We start from the raw sequence: 20,954 nt of genomic DNA on the forward strand, positions 1-20,954 counted from the left end.
GCATGAATATCTATGTGAATGATGAAGAGACCCGGATCGATTCCGGGCAGACCCTGGCGTCGCTACTCGCCAGCCTGAGCGGCGGTCGCCAGGTGGCGGTGGCGGTGAATGACACCGTGATCCGCCAGGAGGAGTGGTCCGATTACCCGCTGCAGGACCAGGATCGGGTGCTGGTGATCGCCCCGGTGCAGGGCGGCTGAGCGGGGCGGCGTCTCTCTATTATTCAAGGAACGGGTAAACCATGAAAACTGAACCTTTACACATTGCCGGACACACCTTCCAGTCGCGGCTGTTTCTCGGCACCGGTAAGTTCGGCTCGAACCAACTGATGCACGACGCAGTGGTCGCCTCCGGCAGTGAGCTGGTGACGGTGGCGCTACGCCGGGTGCGGCTGCAGGAGCAGGAGGACGAGGTGGTCTCCCACCTGCAGATCCCCGGTGTCAAGCTACTGCCCAACACCTCGGGGGTACGCACCGCCAAGGAGGCGGTGCTGGCGGCGCAACTGGCGCGCGAGGCACTGCAGACCAACCTGCTCAAGCTGGAGATCCATCCCGATCCGCGCTACCTGTTGCCGGATCCCATTGAAACCCTGGCCGCCACCGAGATCCTGGCCAGGGAGGGTTTCATCATCCTGCCCTATATCAATGCCGATCCGGTGCTGTGCAAGCGCCTGGAGGACGCCGGTGCCGCCGCCGTGATGCCCCTGGGGGCGCCCATCGGCACCAACCAGGGGCTGCAGACCCGCGCCATGCTGGAGATCATCATCGAGCAGAGCGGTGTGCCGGTGGTGGTGGATGCCGGAATCGGTGCGCCCTCCCAGGCGGCCGAGGCGATGGAGATGGGCGCCGACGCGGTGCTGGTGAATACCGCCATTGCCGTGGCCGGCGATCCGGTGGCCATGGCCGAAGCGTTCAAATTGGCCACCCTGTGCGGGCGCATGGCCTACGAAGCGAGGATGGGCAGTGTGCGTAAATCGGCCGAGGCGAGCAGCCCGTTGACCGCCTTCCTCGGCCAGGAGTGAGAACGTGATGAGCTTTTTACCGATCTTTGAGCAGCACAGCTGGGAAGGGATGGCGGAGCGCATCAACGGCAAGCAGGCCGCCGATGTGGAGCGGGCGCTGAACAAGCAGGGCAAGCGCGACCTGGATGACTTCTGCGCCCTGGTCTCGCCGGCGGCGGTGCCCTACCTGGAGCGCATGGCGCAACTCAGCTACCGGCTGACGCGCAAGCGCTTCGGCAACACCACCCAGCTCTATATCCCGATGTACCTCTCCAACGAGTGTCACAACATCTGCACCTATTGCGGTTTCAGCGTGCACAATAAACTGGCGCGCCGCACCCTCAATCAGCAGCAGATCCTGCGCGAGGTGGAGGCGATCAAGGCGCACGGCTTCGAGCACCTGCTGCTGGTGACGGGCGAGGCCAACCGCACGGTCGGGGTGGACTATTTCGAACAGGTGCTGGAGTGGATCCGGCCCTATTTCGCCAACCTCACCATGGAGGTGCAGGCGCTGGATCAGGCCGATTACGAGCGGCTGATCCAAAAGGGACTCAACAGCGTGCTGCTGTACCAGGAGACCTACCACCGGGACAACTACAGGCAGTACCATCCCAAGGGCAAGAAGGGCAACTTCGTCTACCGGCTGGAGACCCCGGACCGGCTGGGACGAGCCGGGATTCACCGCATCGGCCTCGGCACCCTGCTGGGGCTGGAGGATTGGCGTACCGACGCGGCGTTTGTCGCCCTGCACCTGGGTTATCTGGAGCGCCAGTACTGGCAGACCAAATACTCCGTCTCGTTGCCGCGCCTGCGCCCGGCGGCCGGGGTGCAATCACCCAACGTGGAGGTCACGGACCGGGATTTCGTGCAACTGATCTGCGCCTACCGGATCTACAGCGAGAACGTGGAGATCTCCCTCTCCACCCGGGAGCGGCCGGCATTCCGCGATCACCTGCTGAAGCTGGGCATCACCTCCATGAGTGCCGGTTCCAAGACCGAGCCGGGCGGCTATGCCATCGAGGAGGAGGCGCTGGAGCAGTTCGAGATCAGCGATGAACGGACCCCCGAAGAGGTGGCGGCGATGATCCGCCGGCAGGGCTTCGAGCCGGTGTGGAAGGACTGGGATTCGGTGCTGGGTTGAACTGACCAATTCATAGGGCGGGGCGTGCCCGCCGCGACAGGATAAAGGGGTACCGGTTTCGGGGGCGGCTATTGCGGGTCGGTGTCCGGAGCGATCTCGGCCAGGATCTGCTGGTAGGCGTCGCTGTGGTAGGCGGTGAACAGGTAGGTGATCTCGTCCAGGTGATCCTCGATCACGTAGGGCAGGGTGCTGGTGAAGCTGTCCAGCAGGACGATGGCGTTCACCGAGGAGTCGGTGAGGGTTGCGCTCTTCAGACGCCGGGCGATATGCAGGTTCACCTGATGCAGGTTTTCATAGATCCGGCGCAGGCCAGTGAGCCCCGGATCGCTGACCGAATCCTCCTTTCTCAGGAAGAACTGGGCCAGGAGGTACATCCCCGCCGCCCGGTAGATGGTGTTCTCTTCGGACGCCAGCGGCAGATGGAAGCGCGCCATGGGTTTGAAGTAGGCGGTGTGCGGGCAGCCGGAGGTGGCGATGATCAGCCCCAGCAGCGAGCTGATGGCGCGCTGGGCCGTGGTCTGCTGGGTGACCCGCCGCTCCCGGGTGACCACCTCCAGATCGATCTCGTCATAGGAGACGATAGTGTCGAAGCGGTGGGCGATATCCGCCAGCCCGAGGGCGACCGGACAGTGGGGATGGTTCGGGCCTGTCAGCGGACAGAGCGGGCACTGCTGGAAGCCCAATTCAGTCCATTCTGGCGGGGGTGTCCCGTTGAGATTGATCCGGTCCAGTGTCCGGTCATCCAGCCGGATATCGATGGTTTCGGAGTGTCCGTTCTTCAGGCCAAACCGGTATTGGATATCAATGGTTCCCATGGCGGCTCCCGATGATCGGGGGGTCGGAGTCAATCCACTCGGCACCATCATATGTTTCCATATGTAGGCGTGGTTTGACTCCGACCCCGTAGTGGATCCCCGTCTCTCTAATTTTAATTTAGCGGCTGAAGTGTCAGGAGCTGAATATTTTCCGCTTGAATTGACAAAATCGGCGGGAAATCAGAAATAGCGTTCCAGGGTGAGCTGCAGGTGATCGTCCCGGCGCAGGGCCGAGAGCGGGTCATTGAGCTCGTCGCCGGAGAACAGCCGCAGGTCGAGACTGGCCTTCCAGCCGCCGCCGAGGCGACGGCTGGCCTCCAACTGCAGGCTGTGGCTGTGGTAGTCCAGGTCATAACCGATACCGGCCAGCAACTCGCTGCCGGCGGCGTCATTGAGGACGATGCGGGTGCCGAAGAAGAGGTCGTTCTGCACCTGGGCGGTGGCGTCGCGGCCCCGTTCGTCCCAGCCGTACTCCAGCAGCAGGCCCAGGTCGGCGTCACTTTCGGCGATGCCGTACAGGGTATACTCGAAGCCGCCCTGCAGCGCCCAGAAAGGGTCATCCTGACCGTCACGCCAACGCAGCTCCAGTTTCCACAGCCAATCATCCAGGGTGGCCTGCAGGTCCATGCCGAACTGGTTGATCTGCTCGTAGTAGGGGGTCAGGACCGGGTTGCCGCCGGCATCGGTGCCGGGGCGCAGCAGCGGCTCCCGGTTGGTGCCGCGGAACCAGTGCAGGCCGATATCATAGTCCCCCAGGGTGCGGCTCCAGCGCGCCGCCAGGTCCAGATGGTTGTCGCCGGCCGCGGACTCGTAGGCCGCCTGGCCGCTGTCCACCACCAGGCCGCTACGCAGGCGTCCGTCGGCCCCGGGGAAGGTGCGTTCGCGGAAACCGGGCAGGGCGAACAGATCCAGGACCCCCCACGCCCGAGGCATCGAGAGGTGGAGCATGGGTTGTCCGAGCTTGTCCTCGCCATCGATATCCTCGACCCCGTCGGTCTGGTTGATGGTATCCACCAGGTGCTGGAATTCGGTGATGCCCCAGAACACCTTGCTGATGCCGCTGTGTAGCTCCCAGTCCTCGCCGACATGGCTCCAGGTCAGCTGGCGGATGTCGGCGTGGCTGCGCTCCCGGTCGTGCTGGTCCCAGCGCAGGTAGGGGATGAATTTCACGTAGTCCGCCTCGTCGTTCCAGCTGTAGAAAAACTGCGGCTCGATGAATCCGGAGAGATTGGCCGTGTCGTACTGTTCGGCAAACTGCGGCGACTGGGGAAACAGGCGCAACTCGAGCCCCGCCTTACCGCTGGTCTCCAGCCGGCTCTCCGCGCAGACCATTACCGGCAAGGCGAGCAGGGCGCCTGTCAGCCAGCGTTTCAACTTGGTATGCGGATGCATATCAGTGGGCGCGTTTCAGGCTGTTTTTATTGAAATCCGCCTCGTTGAGGCCATTGCCGAAGTGATAATTGGTCCAGCGCAGTTCCGTGCTCTTGCCGTTCTGGTGATTGATCATGTCCATTCGCTCCGGCCGCCAGTATCTGTCCAGATACTGTTGATAACCGCTGTAGGAGAGGGTTTTCAACGGGCTGTTCTTGCGGTCGTAGAACTCCACGCGCTGCACCCGGTACTCCGCCTTGTCGATCCACACCAGGCGGCGGGTGTAACCGGAGTGTGCGTCCGCCGGGTACTGTTCCACCACGAAGCAGTCCAGCCCGTTGACCGACTCATCCTTGATGTACTTGTACGAGTACTTTTCGATCTCGAACGAACTGAGGTCTTCATAGGCAAACTCGGAGCCCATGAAGGGGCCGGATTTGTTGCGTGACGAGATGCGCTTGATCCGCTTCAACGCCGGCAGGTAGAGCCACTGGTCATCCGCACCCACGGCGTGCGAGAAACTGAGGAACGCCGTCCCCTTCACGTCCAGCGGCTTGTCGAAGATGGTCAGGCTCTTGTCCCCGTCGTTGGCCTGCTCCAGCGACTGCATGCGGATCTCCCGCAGGCTCTCCTCGCCTTGTCGGTTGCGCAGGATCATCTGCATATCCGCCTTCATGTCACCCCAGCCGCTATCGCGGGAGATGCTCTCGGCGGCGATGGCGTGGCCTTTCTGTTCCGCGGTCTCGGCATGCAGCAGCGGTTGTACGGCGAGTAGCGCCAGTGCCAGGAAAATTCCCGGGAATAATCTAAGCGGCATTCTTTGCCTCCTCATGCTCTATTGCTCCTTTGGTGGTGAGAGGATGGGTGTCGAGTTTCATCAGTAGCGGCGGCAGGAACAGAAAGTCGATAGCCAGCGCGATCAGAATGGTCAGGCCGGTCAGCAGTCCCATGTCGGCATTGAGCTTGAAAGTGGACTGGGCCAGCACCATGAAGCCGCACACCAGCACCAGGGTGGTGATCCACAGCGCCCGGCCGACACTGCTGAAGGCGTAGCGCACCGCTTCATGGGGATTGGCGTTGCGTTCGCGGCGCGCGCGCAGGTACTTGCTCAGGAAATGCACCGTGTCGTCCACCACGATACCGAGGGTCATGCCGGCCACCACCGACAGCGCCAATCCCACCTGACCATCGATGAAATACCAGGCACCGAAGCCGACCGCCGCCGGTGTCAGGTTGGGCAGCAGGCTGATCAGTCCGAACCTGACCGAACGCAGGGCGATACCCAGCAGCAGCGAAATCAATACCAGTGCCACGGTGACGCCCAGCAGCATGCTCTGGATATTGCGCTGACCGATATGGGCGAACATCAGGGACGGGCTGGCGATGTCCACGCGGTATTCGGGGAGGTTGAGTTCGAGCCAGTGACGGATCCGCTGCTCCAGTTCGATCTGTCCGTTGCTGGTCAGGTTTTCGAAGGTGGCGACCAGGCGGGTGGAGGATTTATCCACGTTGAGCTGATTGTTGAGATCCAGGCCGTAGGGCAGGGACATCTCGTACAGCAGCAGGTACTGGGCCGCCAGTTGCTGACTGTCGGGCAGGCGATACCAGGCCGGATCGTCGCCGTGCATGTTGCGGTTCAGCCGTTTCAGGGTGTCACTCAGGGTGTTGACATGATCCGTCTCCGGTTGCGCGCGCAACCAGTCGCTCAACCGTTCCAGCTTGGCCAGGAAGGCGGGGTCGTTGATACCGCTGGACTCGCCGCTGTCGATGGAGATCTCCATGGTGGTCATGCCGGAGATGTTCTCCTGCATGAAGTCGGTGGCCTGGCGGAACGGCACCGAGGTGTCGAAATACTTTACGAAGTCGTCGTTGAGCTGGTTCTGCGGCAGGAACAGCATGACGGAGAGCATGACCAGGGAAGTGGCTGGCAGCAGCCAGCGACGGCCGCGCACCACAAAGTCGGCAAAGTGCAGCATCCGGTCGCCGCGCGCGCGGTGTGGTTTCACCTTCAGGGGCAATAGCGCCAGCAGCGCCGGAAACAGGGTGACGGAAAACACGAACGCGAGCATCACCCCCAACGCGACCAGATTGCCCAAATCCCGGAACGGCGGGGAGTCGGAAAAGTTCATACTCAGGAAACCGATGGCGGTGGTGATGCTGGTGAGAAATATCGGCTGATAATTGATACGCAGGCTGTCGAGAATGGCCTGGCGTTTCTCCACCCCCAGGCGCATCTCGTGGAACAGGGTGGTGAGTATATGGATGCAGTCGGCGACTGCCAGGGTCAGGATCATGGTCGGTGCGCTGGCCGAGGGACCGGTCAGGTAGAAGCCGGTCCAGCCGGCGATACCCATGGTGGCGGCGATGCTGAAGATGATGACCAGTACCGTGGAGAGGGTACCGGTGATGGTCCGCAGCAGCAGGCCGATGGTCAGTATCACGATCAGGAACATCACCGGCACCAGGGTGGCGCTGTCGTTCAGGGAGGCCTCGGCAAAGCTGTTGTTCATCATCACCAGGCCGGAAAGATAGACCGTCAGGTCCGGATGCCCGGCAACGAACCGGTCGCGCAGTTGGTGGACCTTGGCGGCGACCTCTGGTACCTCCTGTACCGGGTTGATCCCGGGAAGCTGTACCGTAGTGTTGACCACGGTCACGTGGGCCTGGGGCGAGATCAGCTTGTTCCTCAGTAGCGGTTCATTGACGGCGATGCCGCGCACCCGTTCCAGCGTGGCCGCATCCATTGCCAGCGGCTCCAGGGCCAGGTCCTCGACAATCAGTTCGTCGCCGTCGGCATAGCTGTACTGGTAGTTGGTGATGGAGTCGACCCGGGTGGAGTAGGGGATCTGCCAGGAGGCCTCGGTGAGCTCGCGAATCGCCTCCAGCCGCTCGCCGGTGAATACCCGGCCATCCTTCGGGGCGATGATGAAGGCCACGTTGTCGCTCTTGCTGTAGATCTTCTGGATCGCCTCGTAGGCGTTCAGCTGCGGGTTGTCCTCGCCAAAAAACACCCGGTAGTCGCTCTTGAACACCAGGTGCTGGGCGCCGGGCACCGCCAGGGCGACCAACAGCAGGCTGGCCAGTATGACCAGAATCGGATGTTTCAGAATCGATTGTGTCAACTTCTGGTGCATGCCGTCTTTCTCCTTGATGTGTTGCACCTGAATACGCGTTATGTCTGCGTGCTACAGGGTGATCCGGGAAACTGCTCGTCACGCCTGCCGGTCATGCCGGCATAACGACCGGTTGCCGGCCGGTTTATCCCGTCGGCCGGCGTTCGCCTGCGGTCAGTCTGTCAACCTGCGCGGCCTCCCGCGGGAAGACCTCTCGCATGATTCGTTCCTGTGTTGCTGCATAATCCCACTCCCGGCTCAGCGGTCGCCAGCGTAAACCATCCAGCAGCAGGTGGGCATGATTGAAGATTTCGACCTGCGAATCCAGTCCCGTTCTGCCTCTGCACTTGTCCTTGCTGTTGATCAGCAGGGAGATGACGCCGAAACTTCCGGCCCAGTTGGTGAATACGATCTGCTGCCGGCTCATGCCGGCGGGAGGGGTCAGCTCGCCTGTTGCGATCGCCTCCTCCACCAGTTCGAGCATGGGGGCCATCAGGCGTCCCTCCAGTTCGTAGTGGGCGGCAAGCCGGCGCTCCGAGGTGCGCTCGATCAGGTTCGCGGTTTTGGCCGAGATGACCAACATGAACTTGGTGGGATCCCGCTGGGCGTGCAGCAGGTAGGCGTAGTGGATCGCCAGCAGCCGCTCCCGGGTGCTGCCCGGAAAGGCGGCTGCCCGGGCAAACAGCCCTGCCAGGGTCTCCATGCCGGCGTTGCAGACGCCGGTTAGCAGGTCCTCCCGGCTGCAGAAGTGATTGTAGACAGTCCCCTTTGAATAGGGGACCCTGGCCACGACCTTGTCCATGGTCAGCCCGGCGGTGCCGTCACGCGCCATGATACTCAGGGCGGTTTCAATCAACTCCTGTTCACGCGCCAGCAGCTGTTCGGTATGGAGGAGTCTTGGGTTCATGATTAAAAAACCTGGGATTCAGGAGTAAATTGACGATTCGTCACTGACGAATCGTCAACTCTAGTCAAAGAAACAGATCTGTCAATCGATCGGACGCCGGTTCAGCGTTCCGTCACCAAGCGGGAGAAGCGGTGTTCACAGCCGATCTCCGGGGTATCCGGGATCAGCAGCGAGAGCAGCAGCGAGACCAGGGCCATGGCCGCCCCGGAGTAGAACACCAGCTCCGGGGAGGCCAGCCAGAGCAGGCCAAAGCTGGCCGGAATCACCACTGCCGCGATATGGTTGATGGAGAAGCTGACCCCGGCGGTGGCGGCGATATCCTGGGGGGCGGCGATCTTCTGGAAATAGGTCTTGAGGGCGATGGCCATGGCAAAGAACAGGTGATCCAGGACATAGAGCCCGGCCGCCAGTCCGGCCTGCTCGACCAGGGCGTAGCCGCTGAACACCAGGATCAGTCCGCTGTACTCGATCAGCAGCGCGTTGCGCTCACCGATTCGCCCCACCAGCCGGCCGATGCGCCGGGCGAACAGCACATTCAGCGAGGCGTTGAGCAGGAACAGCAGGGCGATATCGCTGACCGAGTAGCCGAATTTCTCCACCATCAGGAAGCCGGCGAATACCACGAAGATCTGCCGCCGTGCACCGGACATGAAGGTGAGGGCGTAGAAGAGCCAGTAACGGCGCCGCAGTACCATGTGCTTATGCTGCTCGGTGTGCTGCGGAAAGCGCGGAAAGGCCCGCCAGGCGATGAGGGCGATGGCCACCGTGATGCCACCGGTCAGCAGGTAGAGCCAGCGGTAGTCGAGCTGCAACAGGTCATTGCCCAGCCAGATCACGCCGAAAGTGAGGATGGCGGCAAACGAGCCGGTGGCGATCAGCCGTCCCAGGGTCTCGGCGGAGGCCTGTTTGTCCAGCCACTGCAGGGCGAGCGAGGTCTGCAGGGTCTCGTAATAGTGGAAGCCGATCGACATCACGATGGTGGTGAGGTAGAGGCCGATCACCGAGGGGAAGAAGCCGGTCAGGGCGGTGCCTATTCCAAGCAGCAGCAGGGAGATAAAGGCCAGGGTCTGCTCCCGGAACAGCAGCAGCAGGAAGATGACGCCGAAGGCGAGGAATCCGGGGATCTCGCGCAGGCTCTGCAGTATGCCCATCTCCTTGCCGGTGAAGGCCGCCATCTCGATGGCGAAGTTGTTCAGCAGCGCCTGCCAGGCGGCAAAACTGATGGGTACGGCGGCGGCCATCAGCATCAGCAGGATGTCGGGGCGTTGCCAGGGATGGGAGACGGGGGATTTCATCGGCCGATTGTCGCTCAATCCGGGGTGGTGTGCTACAACCAGCAGGACGGCGTTAACTGATCGTCAGTTCCTCGCTGACCGGTTTGGGACAGCGGTGGGTGATCTCGGTGTGGCCGTCTTCCTCGACGGTTTCGATCTCCACCTTGAAGCCCCACAGCCGGTGCAGGTGCTTGATCACCTCTTCGGTGGTGTCCGAGAGTGGCCGGTTCTTATCCTGGTAATACCTGAGTGTCAGGGTCCGGTCCCCCTGATGATCCACATTGAACACCTGAAGATTGGGCTCCCGATTGCTCAGATTGTACTGGGCGCTCAGTTTTTCCCGTACCGCCCGATAGCCCACTTCATCGTGAATGGCTGAGATACCCAGGGTATCCTCCCGGTCGTCATCCAGCACTGCGAAGAGCCTGAATTCACGAATCAGACGCGGTGACAGGTATTGGCCGATAAAGCTCTCGTCCTTGAAGTTGCGCATGGCGAAGTCGAGGGTCTCCCGCCAGTCCGTATGGGCGATGTCCGGGAACCACTGCAGATCCTCTTCCGTCGGGTCTTCGCAGATGCGTCGGATATCCATCATCATCTTGAAACCCAGTGCATAGGGGTTGATGCCGGAATAGTAGGGGCTGTCGAACTCCGGCTGGGAGATGACATTGGTGTGAGTGTGCATGAACTCCAGCATGGCGGAATCGTTGATCAACCCCTCGTCGTACATGTGGTTCATGATGGTGTAGTGCCAGAAGCAGGCCCAGCCCTCGTTCATCACCTGGGTCTGCCGCTGCGGATAGAAATACTGGGCGACCTTGCGCACGACGCGTATGATCTCGCGCTGCCACGGTTTCAGCAGGGGCGCGTTTTTCTCCAGGAAATAGAGGATGTTTTCCTGCGGCTCAGGTGGAATCCGCTTGGTTTGATTCTCCTTCTTTTCCGGCTCATTGATGTTCAACTGACGCCACAACTCATTCACGTGGTGCTGCAGTATCAGTTCCCGGTCCGACTGTACCCGGGGCTCATCCTCCAGGGTCTCGCCGGCGCGGCGTTTGTAGCGGTCGACGCCGAAATTCATCAGCGCGTGACAGGAGTCGAGGATCTCCTCCACCTCCTGGATGCCATACTTCTCCTCGCATTCGGCGACGTAGTTCTTGGCGAATATCAGGTAATCGATGATCGCCTCGGCATCGGTCCAGATCTTGAACAGGTAGTTGCCCTTGAAGAAGCTGTTATGGCCATAGGCGGCGTGGGCAATCACCAACGCCTGCATGGTCATGGTGTTCTCCTCCATCAGATAGGCGATGCAGGGATTGGAGTTGATGACGATCTCGTAGGCCAGATTCATCTGGCCCCGTTTGTAGTTCTTTTCGGTAATGACGAACTGTTTGCCGAAACTCCAGTGGTTATAGCCGATCGGCATGCCCACCGAGGCGTAGGCGTCCATCATCTGTTCGCTGGAGATCAGTTCCAGTTGTACCGGGTAGCAGTCCAGGTGATAGACCTCCTTGGCGATACGTTCGATCTCCTCGTTGTACTCCTCGATCAGATCGAAAGTCCAGTCCGACTCGGTGGATAAGAGCCGTCGCCCGGGGGGGGGATCGGTCCGCCGTTTGCTATCGGCGCTGCGTTTGCCGCCGGGGCTATTCATGCGATACATCCCTGTGCCGCACCCTTAGGGCTCGCGCAAAAATAAGTTCCGGTATTCGGTCGCCACTGGACCCCTCCGTCGGCGTTACGCATTTTGGCAAGGGAACAGCCATTGCCTGCAAAGCGTGCCTTGCCTGTGTGGCCAAGTAACGCCCTCGGTACTACGGAATTATTCTTGCGCGAGCCCTGACGGGCGGCCTTCGGCCGTGAAAATTGTCTGTCCTGCCAATTTTTCATGCATCTTGCCTTTTAAAGAGTTCATGGAAAACCGGATAGATCTCGCCGGTGTCACGAATCTGTTTCATGGAGAAGGTCTCGAACATCTCGCCGACCTTCTCGTACTCTCTCCATAAACCCTGGTGCTCCTGATTGTGTATCTCCACATAGGCGTAGTACTGCAGATAAGGCATGATCGAATCGATCATCAGATCGCGACAAGTGGCGCTGTCGTCTTCCCAGTTGTCGCCATCACTGGCCTGGGCGGCGTAGATGTTCCAGTCCTCGGTGGGGTAGCGGTCACGGACGATATCGCGCATCAGCTTCAGGGCGCTGGAGACGATGGTGCCGCCGGTTTCCCGCGAGTAGAAGAACTCCTCTTCATCCACCTCCTTGGCCGAGGTGTGATGACGGATGAACACCACATCGGTCCTTTCATAGCTGCGGCTGAGGAACAGATAGAGCAGGATGAAAAACCGCTTGGCGATATCCTTGGTGGCCTGGCTCATGGAGCCGGAGACATCCATGATGCAGAACATGACCGCCTGGGTGATCGGCTTGGGCTGCGGAATGAACTGGTTGAATTTCAGGTCGTAGGTATCGATAAAGGGGATGGATTCGATGCGCGCGCGCAGCAGTGCCAGCTCTTCCCGCAGGCTCTTGATCTTCTCTTCGTTGTGAGGCTTCCTCTCGAGCTCTTGCTGCAGCAATTGCTCAAGCTCCCGGCAGCGTTTGCTGTAGGGCGAGGCAATGGCGATTTTACGCCCCTTGGCGCGACGCATGGTGCGCAGCAGATTCAGGTTGGATGCGACACCCGTGTTGGAGAATCCGGCCCTGACCAGCGTCTTGGCGGACTGCGCCACCACCTTGGTCTTCACCAGGTTGGGCAGCGCCAGCTCTTCAAACAGCAGGTCGAGATACTCCTCCTTGGAGATCTCAAAGCCAAAGTCATCTTCGCCTTCACCGGTGTTGGATGCCTGGCTGCCGCCCCCGCCCTGGCCAGATTGTTCCGGGCGCTTGACCCGGTCTCCCTGGCTGAACTGCTTGTTGCCCGGGTGTACTTGCTCATGTATCCCGCCCCGGCCATGATGGATGATCGGTTCCTTGACGTCCCGGGCAGGGATATTGATCTTTTCACCGGACTGGGTGTCGGTGATGGATCTTTTATTGATGGCATCCGATACGGATTTTTTTATCTGCTGTTTGTATCTGCGCATCAGACGCTGACGGTTTACGGCACTTTTGTTGCGCCCGTCAAGTCTTCGGTCAATGATCATGGCCATAGATTACTTCCTTACGCTGAAACATTATCGGCTGTTCGCTCGCGTCACCTCGCTGGTTAGTTCGATTTACGTACCCGCAGGTACCACTCGGACAGCAGGCGGACCTGCTTGCGTGTGTAACCCTTGGTTATCATCCGGCTGATGAAGTCCTCATGTTTCTGCTGATCCTCGGTCGAGGCCTTGGCATTGAAACTGATCACCGGCAACAGCTCTTCGGTGTTGGAGAACATCTTCTTTTCGATCACCGTGCGCAGCTTCTCATAGCTGGTCCAGTTCGGGTTCTTGCCGTTGTTGTTGGCCCGGGCCCGCAGTACGAAATTGACGATCTCGTTGCGGAAGTCCTTTGGATTGGAGATGCCGGCCGGTTTCTCGATCTTCTCCAGCTCATCATTGAGGGCAGCCCGATTGAGGAACTCGCCGGTATCCGGGTCGCGGAACTCCTGATCCTGCAACCAGTAATCCACATAGGTGACATAACGGTCGAAGATATTCTGGCCATACTCGGAATAGCTCTCCAGGTAGGAGGTCTGGATCTCCTTGCCGATGAACTTGATGTACTCGGGTACCAGGTGTCCCTTGATGTATTCCAGGTACTTCTCCTGCAACTCCGGCGGAAACTGCTCCTGCATGATCTGCTGCTCCAGCACGTAGAGCAGGTGCACCGGGTTGGCGGCAATCTCGGTATTGTCGAAGTTGAACACCTTGGAGAGTATCTTGTAGGAGAAACGGGTACTGAGGCCGCTCATGCCCTCGTTGACACCGGCGTAGTCTTTGTACTCCATCTGGCTTTTCGCCTTCGGATCGGTATCCTTCAGGTTCTCACCGTCGTAGACCCGCATCTTGCTCCAGATATTGGAGTTCTCCGGCTCCTTCAGCCGGGTCAGGACCGCGAACTGGGCCATCATCTTCAGGGTGTCCGGCGCACAGGGGGCGTCGGCCAGGCTGGAGTTGGCAATCAGTTTTTTGTAGATTTCGATCTCTTCGGTGACCCGCAGGCAGTAGGGCACCTTGACGATATTCACCCGGTCGAGAAATGCTTCATTATTCTTGTTGTTTTTGAAGCTCTGCCATTCGGATTCATTGGAGTGGGCGAGGATGATACCCTCGAACGGGATTGCGGAGATCCCTTCGGTGCCCTTGTAGTTGCCCTCCTGGGTGGCGGTGAGTAGCGGATGCAGCACCTTGATCGGCGCCTTGAACATCTCCACGAACTCCAGCAGACCCTGGTTGGCCTGGCAGAGCCCGCCCGAGAAGCTGTAACAGTCCGGATCGTCCTGCGAGAACTCATCCAGCTTTCTGATATCCACCTTGCCGGTCAGGCTTGAGATATCCTGGTTGTTTTCATCGCCCGGTTCGGTTTTCGCAATACCGGTCTGGCTGAGCCGGCTCGGCCACAGCTTGACCACCTTGAACTTGGAGATGTCGCCACCGTATTCGCGCAGGCGCTTGACCGCCCAGGGACTGGGGATATGGTCCAGGTATCTGCGCGCGATGCCATACCGTTCGAGGATCAGTTCGCCATCCTCCTCGGGGTCGAATAGGCCCAGTGGACTCTCATTGACCGGAGAACCTTTTAAGGCATAAAAGGGTACTTTCTCCATAAGGTACTTGAGTTGTTCGGCAAGGGACGACTTGCCACCACCCACTGGGCCTAACAGGTACAGGATCTGTTTTTTCTCTTCCAGACCCTGGGCTGCGTGACGTAGGAAAGATACCACCGACTCGATGGCATCTTCCATTCCGTAAAATCCGTTGAAGCTGGGGTAGGTCTTGATTACCTTGTTTGAGAAAATGCGGCTAAGGCGCGGGTGTTTGCTGGTGTCGACCAGAACAGGATCGCCGATTGCGATAAGCAGCCGTTCCGCCGCGGAGGCGTATACCGATTTATCCTCTTTGCAGAGATCGAGATAGGTTTCGAGGGGTATTTCGGATTCCTGGACGGCCTCGTAGCGGCCCTGATAATGGTCAAAGATGGTCATGGAGTCGTCCCTCCTGATAGTGTTATACGGTACTGCCATCCGCATTTACCGCAGTATGGTGTCAGTAGTCTCCTCGCCCAGATTGCCCGCTGCCTGATATCTTTTTGCGCAGTCAGCGTAACCTTGTTGTTAGTATTATCCGATTTGTATTCGGCACTACCTTACACACGAAGCTTAGTTTATGTTGTTTATGTTTGTTAGGGCTGCCGTGTATGTTTGTAAAAAAACCGTGGGTTTTATATAAAGACCGCTGGTTGACGGCATAAGTTTCAAGCGACATGAACGGCCTGGAATCGGGCTGTTTTCCATCCGTTCCGCCACCCGTGGCGATTATCCGGAAAAGAGATGAGCATACAGCGACTGGTAACGATCATGGCGCAACTGCGTGACCCCCGAGACGGCTGCCCGTGGGACAGGGAGCAGACCCTGGAGACTATAGTTCCCCATACCATCGAGGAGGCGTACGAGGTGGCCGACAGCATCACCAGGGGTGATATGCGGGAGCTGTGCGGGGAACTGGGGGATCTGCTGTTCCAGGTGGTTTTTTATGCCCGGATCGCCAGTGAGCAGGGGCAGTTCGACTTCGATGACGTGGTCCGCGGCATCTGCGAAAAAATGGTCCGGCGGCACCCCCATGTATTTGCCGATGCCCGGGTGGCGGATGCCGAGGAGCAGAGTGTCGCCTGGGAACAGTTGAAGGCCGAGGAGCGGCGCAAAGGTGCCGCGGAGGGGCGGGTCGGTCACCTGGCGGGCGTCGCCCGGGCCCTGCCGGCCCTGCTGCGTGCGAGCAAGTTGCAAAAGCGCGCGGCCAAGGTCGGTTTTGACTGGCCGGACCGGGCAGGTGTGTTGGCCAAGGTGCGGGAGGAGCTGGCGGAACTGGAGGCCGAACTCAACCGGGCCGGGGCGGCGCAGACGCGAGTCGCGGACGAGATGGGCGACCTGTTGTTTAGCTGCGTCAACCTGTCGCGCCATCTCGGCTTCGATGCCGAGAGTCTGCTGCGGGCGGCCAACGATAAATTTGAGGCGCGTTTCAACGCCATGGAGGCTATCCTGCAAGAGCAGGGAACGCCGCTGGCGGCGGCTCTATCGGTCATGGATGCGGCCTGGGACGAGGCCAAACGGAACGAGGGTGAAACATGAATGGACGGTCTGGATTCGTTAAAATCGTGTTGAGGGGGGTGGGGGGTGCGCTGCTGCTGGCCGGTCTCGCCGGCTGTGGCACCAATCCCGTCACCGGCAAAAGTGAGCTCTCGCTGATCTCGGAACGGACCGAACTGGAGATCGGCCGCGAGCAGTATTCGCCGAGTCGGCAGATGCAGGGCGGTGATTACAAGCTGGAACCGGAAGTAACCCGCTATGTGCAACAGGTGGGGCAGCGCCTGGCGGCCGTCAGCGATCGCAAACTCCCCTACGAATTCGCGGTGCTGAACGACTCCACTCCCAATGCCTGGGCCCTGCCGGGGGGCAAGATCGCGGTCAACCGCGGACTGCTGCTGGAGCTCAACAATGAGGCGGAACTGGCCGCCGTGTTGGGGCATGAGATCGTCCATGCGGCGGCGCGGCATGGCGCCAAGGGCATCGAGCGCGGGGTGGTGCTGCAGGGCGTGTTGCTGGCGGCCGGGGTTGCCACCCGCGACAGCGATTATTCGCAGCTGGCGGTGGGGGGGGCAGCGATCGGGGCCAACCTGCTCAACCAGAGCTATTCCCGGGGTGCCGAGCTGGAGGCAGATTATTACGGCATGAGCTATATGGCCCAGGCGGGTTACGATCCGCTGGCCGCGGTCGGGCTTCAGGAGACCTTTGTCCGGCTCTCCAGGGATCGCAAGGAGAACTGGCTGAGCGGGCTGTTCGCCAGCCATCCCCCCTCCGCCGAACGGGTGGAGAAGAACCGCCAGCGGGCACGAGAACTCGGCAACGGCGGGGAACTGGGGGCGGAGCGTTACCGGCGGATAGTCGGTGTGCTGAAAAAATCCGCCCCGGCCTACAAGGCGTATAGCGAAGGGCTGGCTGCCCTGGGGAAGAAACAGCCTGGCAAAGCGCTCGAACTGGCTGGCCGGGCGATTGCCCTGGAGCCGCGCGAGGCGCTGTTTTACGGACTCAGGGGCGATGCCCTGGGGCAACAGAAGGCCTATCCGAAGGCATTGGCCGCCTATGACAAGGCGGTGGCCCTGGATGACGGTTTCTTCCGTCACTTCCTGAGACGCGGTGCACTCAAGGCCGAACTGGGGGACCGATCCGGCGCCCGCCAGGATCTCAATCGCAGCCTGGAGCTGCTGCCGACGGCGGATGCCCATTACCTGCTGGGTGGACTGGCGCTACGGGGAGGGGATCGGCCGGCGGCCATCTCCCATTTTCAGCATGCCTCGGGGGCTTCGACCGCGACCGGCAAGGCGGCGTCCAGTGCGCTGGTCCGGCTGGACCTGCCGGCCAATCCGCAACGCTATCTGAGGAGCCGGCTGGGGATCGACCGATCGGGCGTGGTGGTGATCCAGCTGCAAAACCCGACCCCTGTCGCGGCCCGGAATATTCGCATACAGTTGGGCGAGCGGGGGAGCGGCGGCGGGGTGGCCGTGCGTGGGGAATACCGGTTCCCGGGAACCCTGGGCGCCGGAAAAACGGCGGCGCTGCGCACCGATATCCGGCTGACCGATGGCGGCCAGCTCAACCGCTGGGAGAGTCGCATCGTCGGTGCGGTTGTTGTGGATTGATTACCACTCCTGTATCCGGTTTGTTGGTAAGCTGTGAGCCAGTTTGCCGGCATGAAAAGCCGGCCTGTCCAGGAAATTAGTGCTCCGTCAATGTGATAATTACGGATTCAGCGTCCCTGTGGCGTTTTGCAGCAAGGCGCAGCGCGCAGGCAATGGCGGGTTCCCTTGTCAAGCGCTGCAACGCGGCGGCGGGACGCCACAGGGACGCCCGAAGGGTGAGCTTGTCAGCGCCCATGGACGGCGTTGCGCCTCTTGCCAAGGGAGCCGGCCATTGCCGGCGAGGCGCGCCTTGCCATGAACGCTGACAAGCTCACTGAAATCGCAATTATCACATTGACGGAGCACTGGTATGGGTTTTATGCATCATGTGGCCGCCTGCAACGACCATGACGCAAGCGGTTTCATCCCCTTTGCGATAGAGAACCAACCGGTTGGGCGGGTACGGCCCGCATTTGCCGGGTTGCTGCGATCCTGGCCGGAGATTTTTTCCGTGACCGGGCAGGCTGTCGCCCTCAACTGCCGGGGTAGCGGGCTGCAGGAACGCTCCGCCCTGGTGGCCGGGGTCCTCGAACAACTGATCGCCCAGGGCGTGTTGGGTCAATTTCACGGCGAGCGCTACGCGGCCGTGGCGGAGGGTGGACGGGAACCGCTGCTGCTGATCGACCGCGCCATGGCGCCCTGTTTCGGCATCCGCGCCTACGGCCAGCATGTCAATGGATTCGTCCGCACCGGGGCGGGACTGAAGATGTGGATCGGACGCCGTGCCGACGACCGCAGGCATTTCCCCGGCCGACTGGACAATCTGGCGGCGGGGGGGCTGCCTTATGGCCTCTCGCTGGTCGAGAACCTGGCCAAGGAGTGCTGGGAAGAGGCGGGGATCCCCGCGCAGCTGGCTCATCAGGCGACTCCGGTGGGGGCGGTAACCTACCATATGGATACGGAAACGGGCTTCAAGCCCGATACCCTTTTCTGTTATGACCTTGAATTGCCCGAGGAATTTGTCCCGCGCTGCATGGATGGCGAGGTGCAGTCATTCTATCTCTGGCCGGTAGAACAGGTGATGGAGCTGGTGAAGCACAGCAGTGAGTTCAAGCTGAACTGCAATCTGGTGATTATCGATTTTCTTATTCGCCACGGCTATATCGGTCCCGAAGACGAGGAGTACCTGGCGCTGCTCGAGGCGCTGCATCCCCCTATGCCGCCACTTCCCCGCCACTTCTTATAACGTCGTGTTACACTGCATTTAGATGTGATGAAACCTAATGGACAAAACCAAGGTCCAACGGGTGATTAACGGATGTGACCTAACTCTATGAAAATCAGATATCTACTGCTTTCGGCATTGCTCCTGCTCCTGGGCTTGCTGCCCGTCCTGGCCAGCGTCCGCGAAGTTCCGTCGGAAGAGCTGCAGCCGAGCCGCTCGCAACGACAATCCACCCTGATCATTCTCAAGGTGATCAACGAATATCATTACAAGAAGCAGCTCCTCGACGATGAGATGTCCCGGGCGATCCTGAATCGCTATCTGGGGGTGCTGGACCCGAACAGGAGTTTCTTCACCCAGGGCGATATAGACCGCTTCAATGTGGTCAGTGACCAGCTGGATGACGATCTGAAGGATGCCCGGCTCGATTCCGCGTTCAATATCTTCCGGGTCTATCGCCAGCGGGTTGATGAACGGGTCGGATACGCCTTGAAGCTGCTGGACCGGGATTACGATTTCACCATCAACGAAAGCTATCAATTCAATCGCGAGGATGCCCCGTGGACCGCCGATGCCGCGGAACTGAATGAGCTTTGGCGCAAGAAGGTGAAAAGCGACATCCTCAACCTGAAGCTGAAGGAGAAACCGCTGGATGAGATCAGGGATACCCTGGAAAAGCGTTATACCGGCATTCAGCGCCGCACCCGGCAGATGGATACGGATGATGTGTTCCAGGTCTTCATCAACTCCTACACCCTGAGCCTGGAGCCCCATACCTCTTATATGTCGCCGCGGGTGTCGGAGAATTTTGATATCAGCATGCGGCTTTCCCTGGAAGGGATCGGCGCCGTGCTGAGTAGCGAGAACGAGTATACGGTGGTGCAGCGCACCGTCGCCGGCGGCCCGGCCGCCCTGAGCGGACAGGTCGGTGCGGGGGACCGGATCGTCGGGGTCGGACAGGGTGCCGACGGGGAGATCGAGGACGTGATCGGCTGGCGGCTGCAGGATGTGGTCGATCTTATCCGCGGTGCCAAGGGGACCACCGTGCGGTTACAGCTGTTACCCGAGGACGAGGGGTCCGCTGGCCGCACCAAACAGGTGACGCTGGTGCGCAATCAGATCAAGCTGGAGGATCAGGCGGCCAGGAAGTTCATTATCACGGACCTGGGCGGGATAGGAAACCTGCGTATCGGGGTGATTGATGTCCCCGCCTTCTACCGGGATTTCCAGGGCTACTCCCAGGGGCAAGAGGATTTCACCAGCACCACCCGCGATGTACGCCGGTTGATCAACGAACTGGAAACGGAAGGGGTGGACGGCATTGTCATCGACTTGCGTGGAAATGGCGGTGGTTCCCTGGTTGAAGCCACCGAGTTGACCGGGCTGTTTATCCCGTCCGGCCCGGTGGTGCAGGTGAAGAACGCCTCCGGCGATCTGGATATCGAGCGCGATCCCGATCCCGAGCAGGTCTATAACGGACCGCTGGCGGTCCTGGTCGACCGGCACAGCGCTTCCGCCTCGGAGATCTTTGCCGGGGCGATACAGGATTATCACCGCGGGATTATCATCGGTGAGCCCACCTTTGGTAAGGGAACGGTGCAGACCCTGGTCGATCTCGGACGGTTTGTCCGCTACGGCGACAAAAACCTGGGACGTCTGCGCCTCACCATGGCGCAGTTTTTCCGGGTGAACGGCGGCAGCACCCAGTTCAAGGGCGTTGTCCCGGATATTGTTTATCCCTCCGCGGTCCAGTCTGACGATCAGGGCGAGCGGAGCCTGGAGAATTCACTCCCCTGGGCCAAAATAGCGGCGGTGAACTATCAGGTAGAAGGCCTGGGGCCGTTGGAGCGCTATCGCCAGATGCATCAGTTACGCATCAAGGAGGACCCCGGCTTCATCTACCTCTCGCAAGTTGAGGCGATGCTGAAGGAGATCAAGGCCGAGGAGACGGTGTCGCTGCTGGAGAAGGATCGGGAGATCGAGTGGAACCAGCGGGAACAACGCCGCAAGGCGGAGAAGAATCGTTTCCTGACGGCCATCGGCCTCGACCCGGAACCCGATGATGTGGATGAGGAGGCGGAGCGTGCCGAGCGTGCCGATCCGGCGGCCGACCGGGATGATCCGGTCGCCCGCATCATGCTCAACGAGGCGGCGCATATCCTGGCCGACTACATCGGCGGGCAGACCCGGTCGGCCATGGTCAACTAAGGGCCCGCGCAAGAATAAGTTCCGGTATTCGGTCGCCCCTGGACCCCGCTGGCGGCGCTGTGGACTCCATCCCTGGAGTCCA

General features: G+C 60.4%; 16 protein-coding genes. 7 read left to right on the forward strand and 9 right to left on the reverse strand.

The features are described from left to right. Window positions 1-2: 2 nt before the first annotated feature. The 3 genes from thiS to thiH are packed head-to-tail and all read left to right on the forward strand — an operon-like array spanning window position 3 to window position 2,141. A complete protein-coding gene (thiS, locus tag O9K64_RS03485; protein ID WP_275096694.1) occupies window positions 3-200 on the forward strand; it encodes a sulfur carrier protein ThiS in 198 nt (65 codons plus the stop codon). Window positions 201-241: 41 nt separating this feature from the next. Further along, the gene (locus O9K64_RS03490; protein WP_275096695.1) at window positions 242-1,021 is read left to right on the forward strand and encodes a thiazole synthase; all 780 of its coding nucleotides are present in this window, start codon (window positions 242-244) and stop codon (window positions 1,019-1,021) included. A gap of 7 nt (window positions 1,022-1,028) precedes the next feature. Further along, the gene (gene thiH / locus O9K64_RS03495; RefSeq protein WP_275096696.1) at window positions 1,029-2,141 is read left to right on the forward strand and encodes a 2-iminoacetate synthase ThiH; all 1,113 of its coding nucleotides are present in this window, start codon (window positions 1,029-1,031) and stop codon (window positions 2,139-2,141) included. 68 nt (window positions 2,142-2,209) lie between these two features. On the opposite strand, the gene O9K64_RS03500 is transcribed toward thiH, so the two are convergent. The 9 genes from O9K64_RS03500 to O9K64_RS03540 all read right to left on the reverse strand — a co-directional run bounded on the left by O9K64_RS03500 (window position 2,210) and on the right by O9K64_RS03540 (window position 14,752). Then, window positions 2,210-2,956: a DUF6901 family protein gene (locus O9K64_RS03500; RefSeq protein WP_275096697.1), complete on the reverse strand. Its 747-nt coding sequence runs from the start codon at window positions 2,954-2,956 to the stop codon at window positions 2,210-2,212. A 180-nt stretch (window positions 2,957-3,136) separates the two neighbouring features. After that, window positions 3,137-4,348 (reverse strand): hypothetical protein, encoded by a 1,212-nt coding sequence (locus O9K64_RS03505; RefSeq protein ID WP_275096698.1) that lies wholly within the window; start codon window positions 4,346-4,348, stop codon window positions 3,137-3,139. A 1-nt stretch (window position 4,349) separates the two neighbouring features. After that, window positions 4,350-5,144 carry an outer membrane lipoprotein-sorting protein gene (locus O9K64_RS03510; RefSeq protein WP_275096699.1) on the reverse strand — a complete coding sequence of 265 codons (795 nt, stop codon included), beginning with the start codon at window positions 5,142-5,144 and terminating at the stop codon, window positions 4,350-4,352. After that, window positions 5,134-7,461 carry an efflux RND transporter permease subunit gene (locus O9K64_RS03515; RefSeq protein WP_275096700.1) on the reverse strand — a complete coding sequence of 776 codons (2,328 nt, stop codon included), beginning with the start codon at window positions 7,459-7,461 and terminating at the stop codon, window positions 5,134-5,136. Before O9K64_RS03515 ends, O9K64_RS03510 begins: the two co-directional genes overlap by 11 nt. Window positions 7,462-7,585: 124 nt before the next feature. Further along, complete coding sequence (locus tag O9K64_RS03520) at window positions 7,586-8,347, reverse strand: TetR/AcrR family transcriptional regulator (protein WP_275096701.1); 762 nt, start codon at window positions 8,345-8,347, stop codon at window positions 7,586-7,588. Between the two features lie 101 nt (window positions 8,348-8,448). After that, complete coding sequence (locus tag O9K64_RS03525; protein ID WP_275096702.1) at window positions 8,449-9,642, reverse strand: MFS transporter; 1,194 nt, start codon at window positions 9,640-9,642, stop codon at window positions 8,449-8,451. 52 nt (window positions 9,643-9,694) lie between these two features. Next, a complete protein-coding gene (locus O9K64_RS03530) occupies window positions 9,695-11,275 on the reverse strand; it encodes a SpoVR family protein (RefSeq protein WP_275096703.1) in 1,581 nt (526 codons plus the stop codon). Window positions 11,276-11,507: 232 nt separating this feature from the next. Then, window positions 11,508-12,773, reverse strand: a complete 1,266-nt coding sequence (locus tag O9K64_RS03535; protein WP_275096704.1) for a YeaH/YhbH family protein — start codon at window positions 12,771-12,773, stop codon at window positions 11,508-11,510. 56 nt (window positions 12,774-12,829) lie between these two features. Next, window positions 12,830-14,752, reverse strand: coding sequence for a PrkA family serine protein kinase (locus O9K64_RS03540; RefSeq protein ID WP_275096705.1), 1,923 nt, complete (start codon window positions 14,750-14,752; stop codon window positions 12,830-12,832). 345 nt (window positions 14,753-15,097) lie between these two features. Here O9K64_RS03540 and mazG point away from each other — a divergent pair, with 345 nt between their 5' ends. The 4 genes from mazG to O9K64_RS03560 all read left to right on the forward strand — a co-directional run bounded on the left by mazG (window position 15,098) and on the right by O9K64_RS03560 (window position 20,872). Continuing rightward, a complete protein-coding gene (gene mazG, locus O9K64_RS03545; RefSeq protein ID WP_275096706.1) occupies window positions 15,098-15,892 on the forward strand; it encodes a nucleoside triphosphate pyrophosphohydrolase in 795 nt (264 codons plus the stop codon). Beyond that, the gene (locus O9K64_RS03550; protein WP_275096707.1) at window positions 15,889-17,460 is read left to right on the forward strand and encodes a M48 family metalloprotease; all 1,572 of its coding nucleotides are present in this window, start codon (window positions 15,889-15,891) and stop codon (window positions 17,458-17,460) included. Before mazG ends, O9K64_RS03550 begins: the two co-directional genes overlap by 4 nt. A gap of 349 nt (window positions 17,461-17,809) precedes the next feature. Then, a complete protein-coding gene (locus O9K64_RS03555) occupies window positions 17,810-18,685 on the forward strand; it encodes a DUF4743 domain-containing protein (RefSeq protein WP_275096708.1) in 876 nt (291 codons plus the stop codon). Window positions 18,686-18,772: 87 nt separating this feature from the next. After that, the gene (locus tag O9K64_RS03560; RefSeq protein ID WP_275096709.1) at window positions 18,773-20,872 is read left to right on the forward strand and encodes a carboxy terminal-processing peptidase; all 2,100 of its coding nucleotides are present in this window, start codon (window positions 18,773-18,775) and stop codon (window positions 20,870-20,872) included. The last annotated feature ends 82 nt before the right edge of the window (window positions 20,873-20,954 follow it).

Origin of the sequence: Sedimenticola hydrogenitrophicus, assembly GCF_029017505.1 — a bacterium.
In the GTDB taxonomy this organism is placed as follows: domain Bacteria; phylum Pseudomonadota; class Gammaproteobacteria; order Chromatiales; family Chromatiaceae; genus Sedimenticola; species Sedimenticola hydrogenitrophicus_A.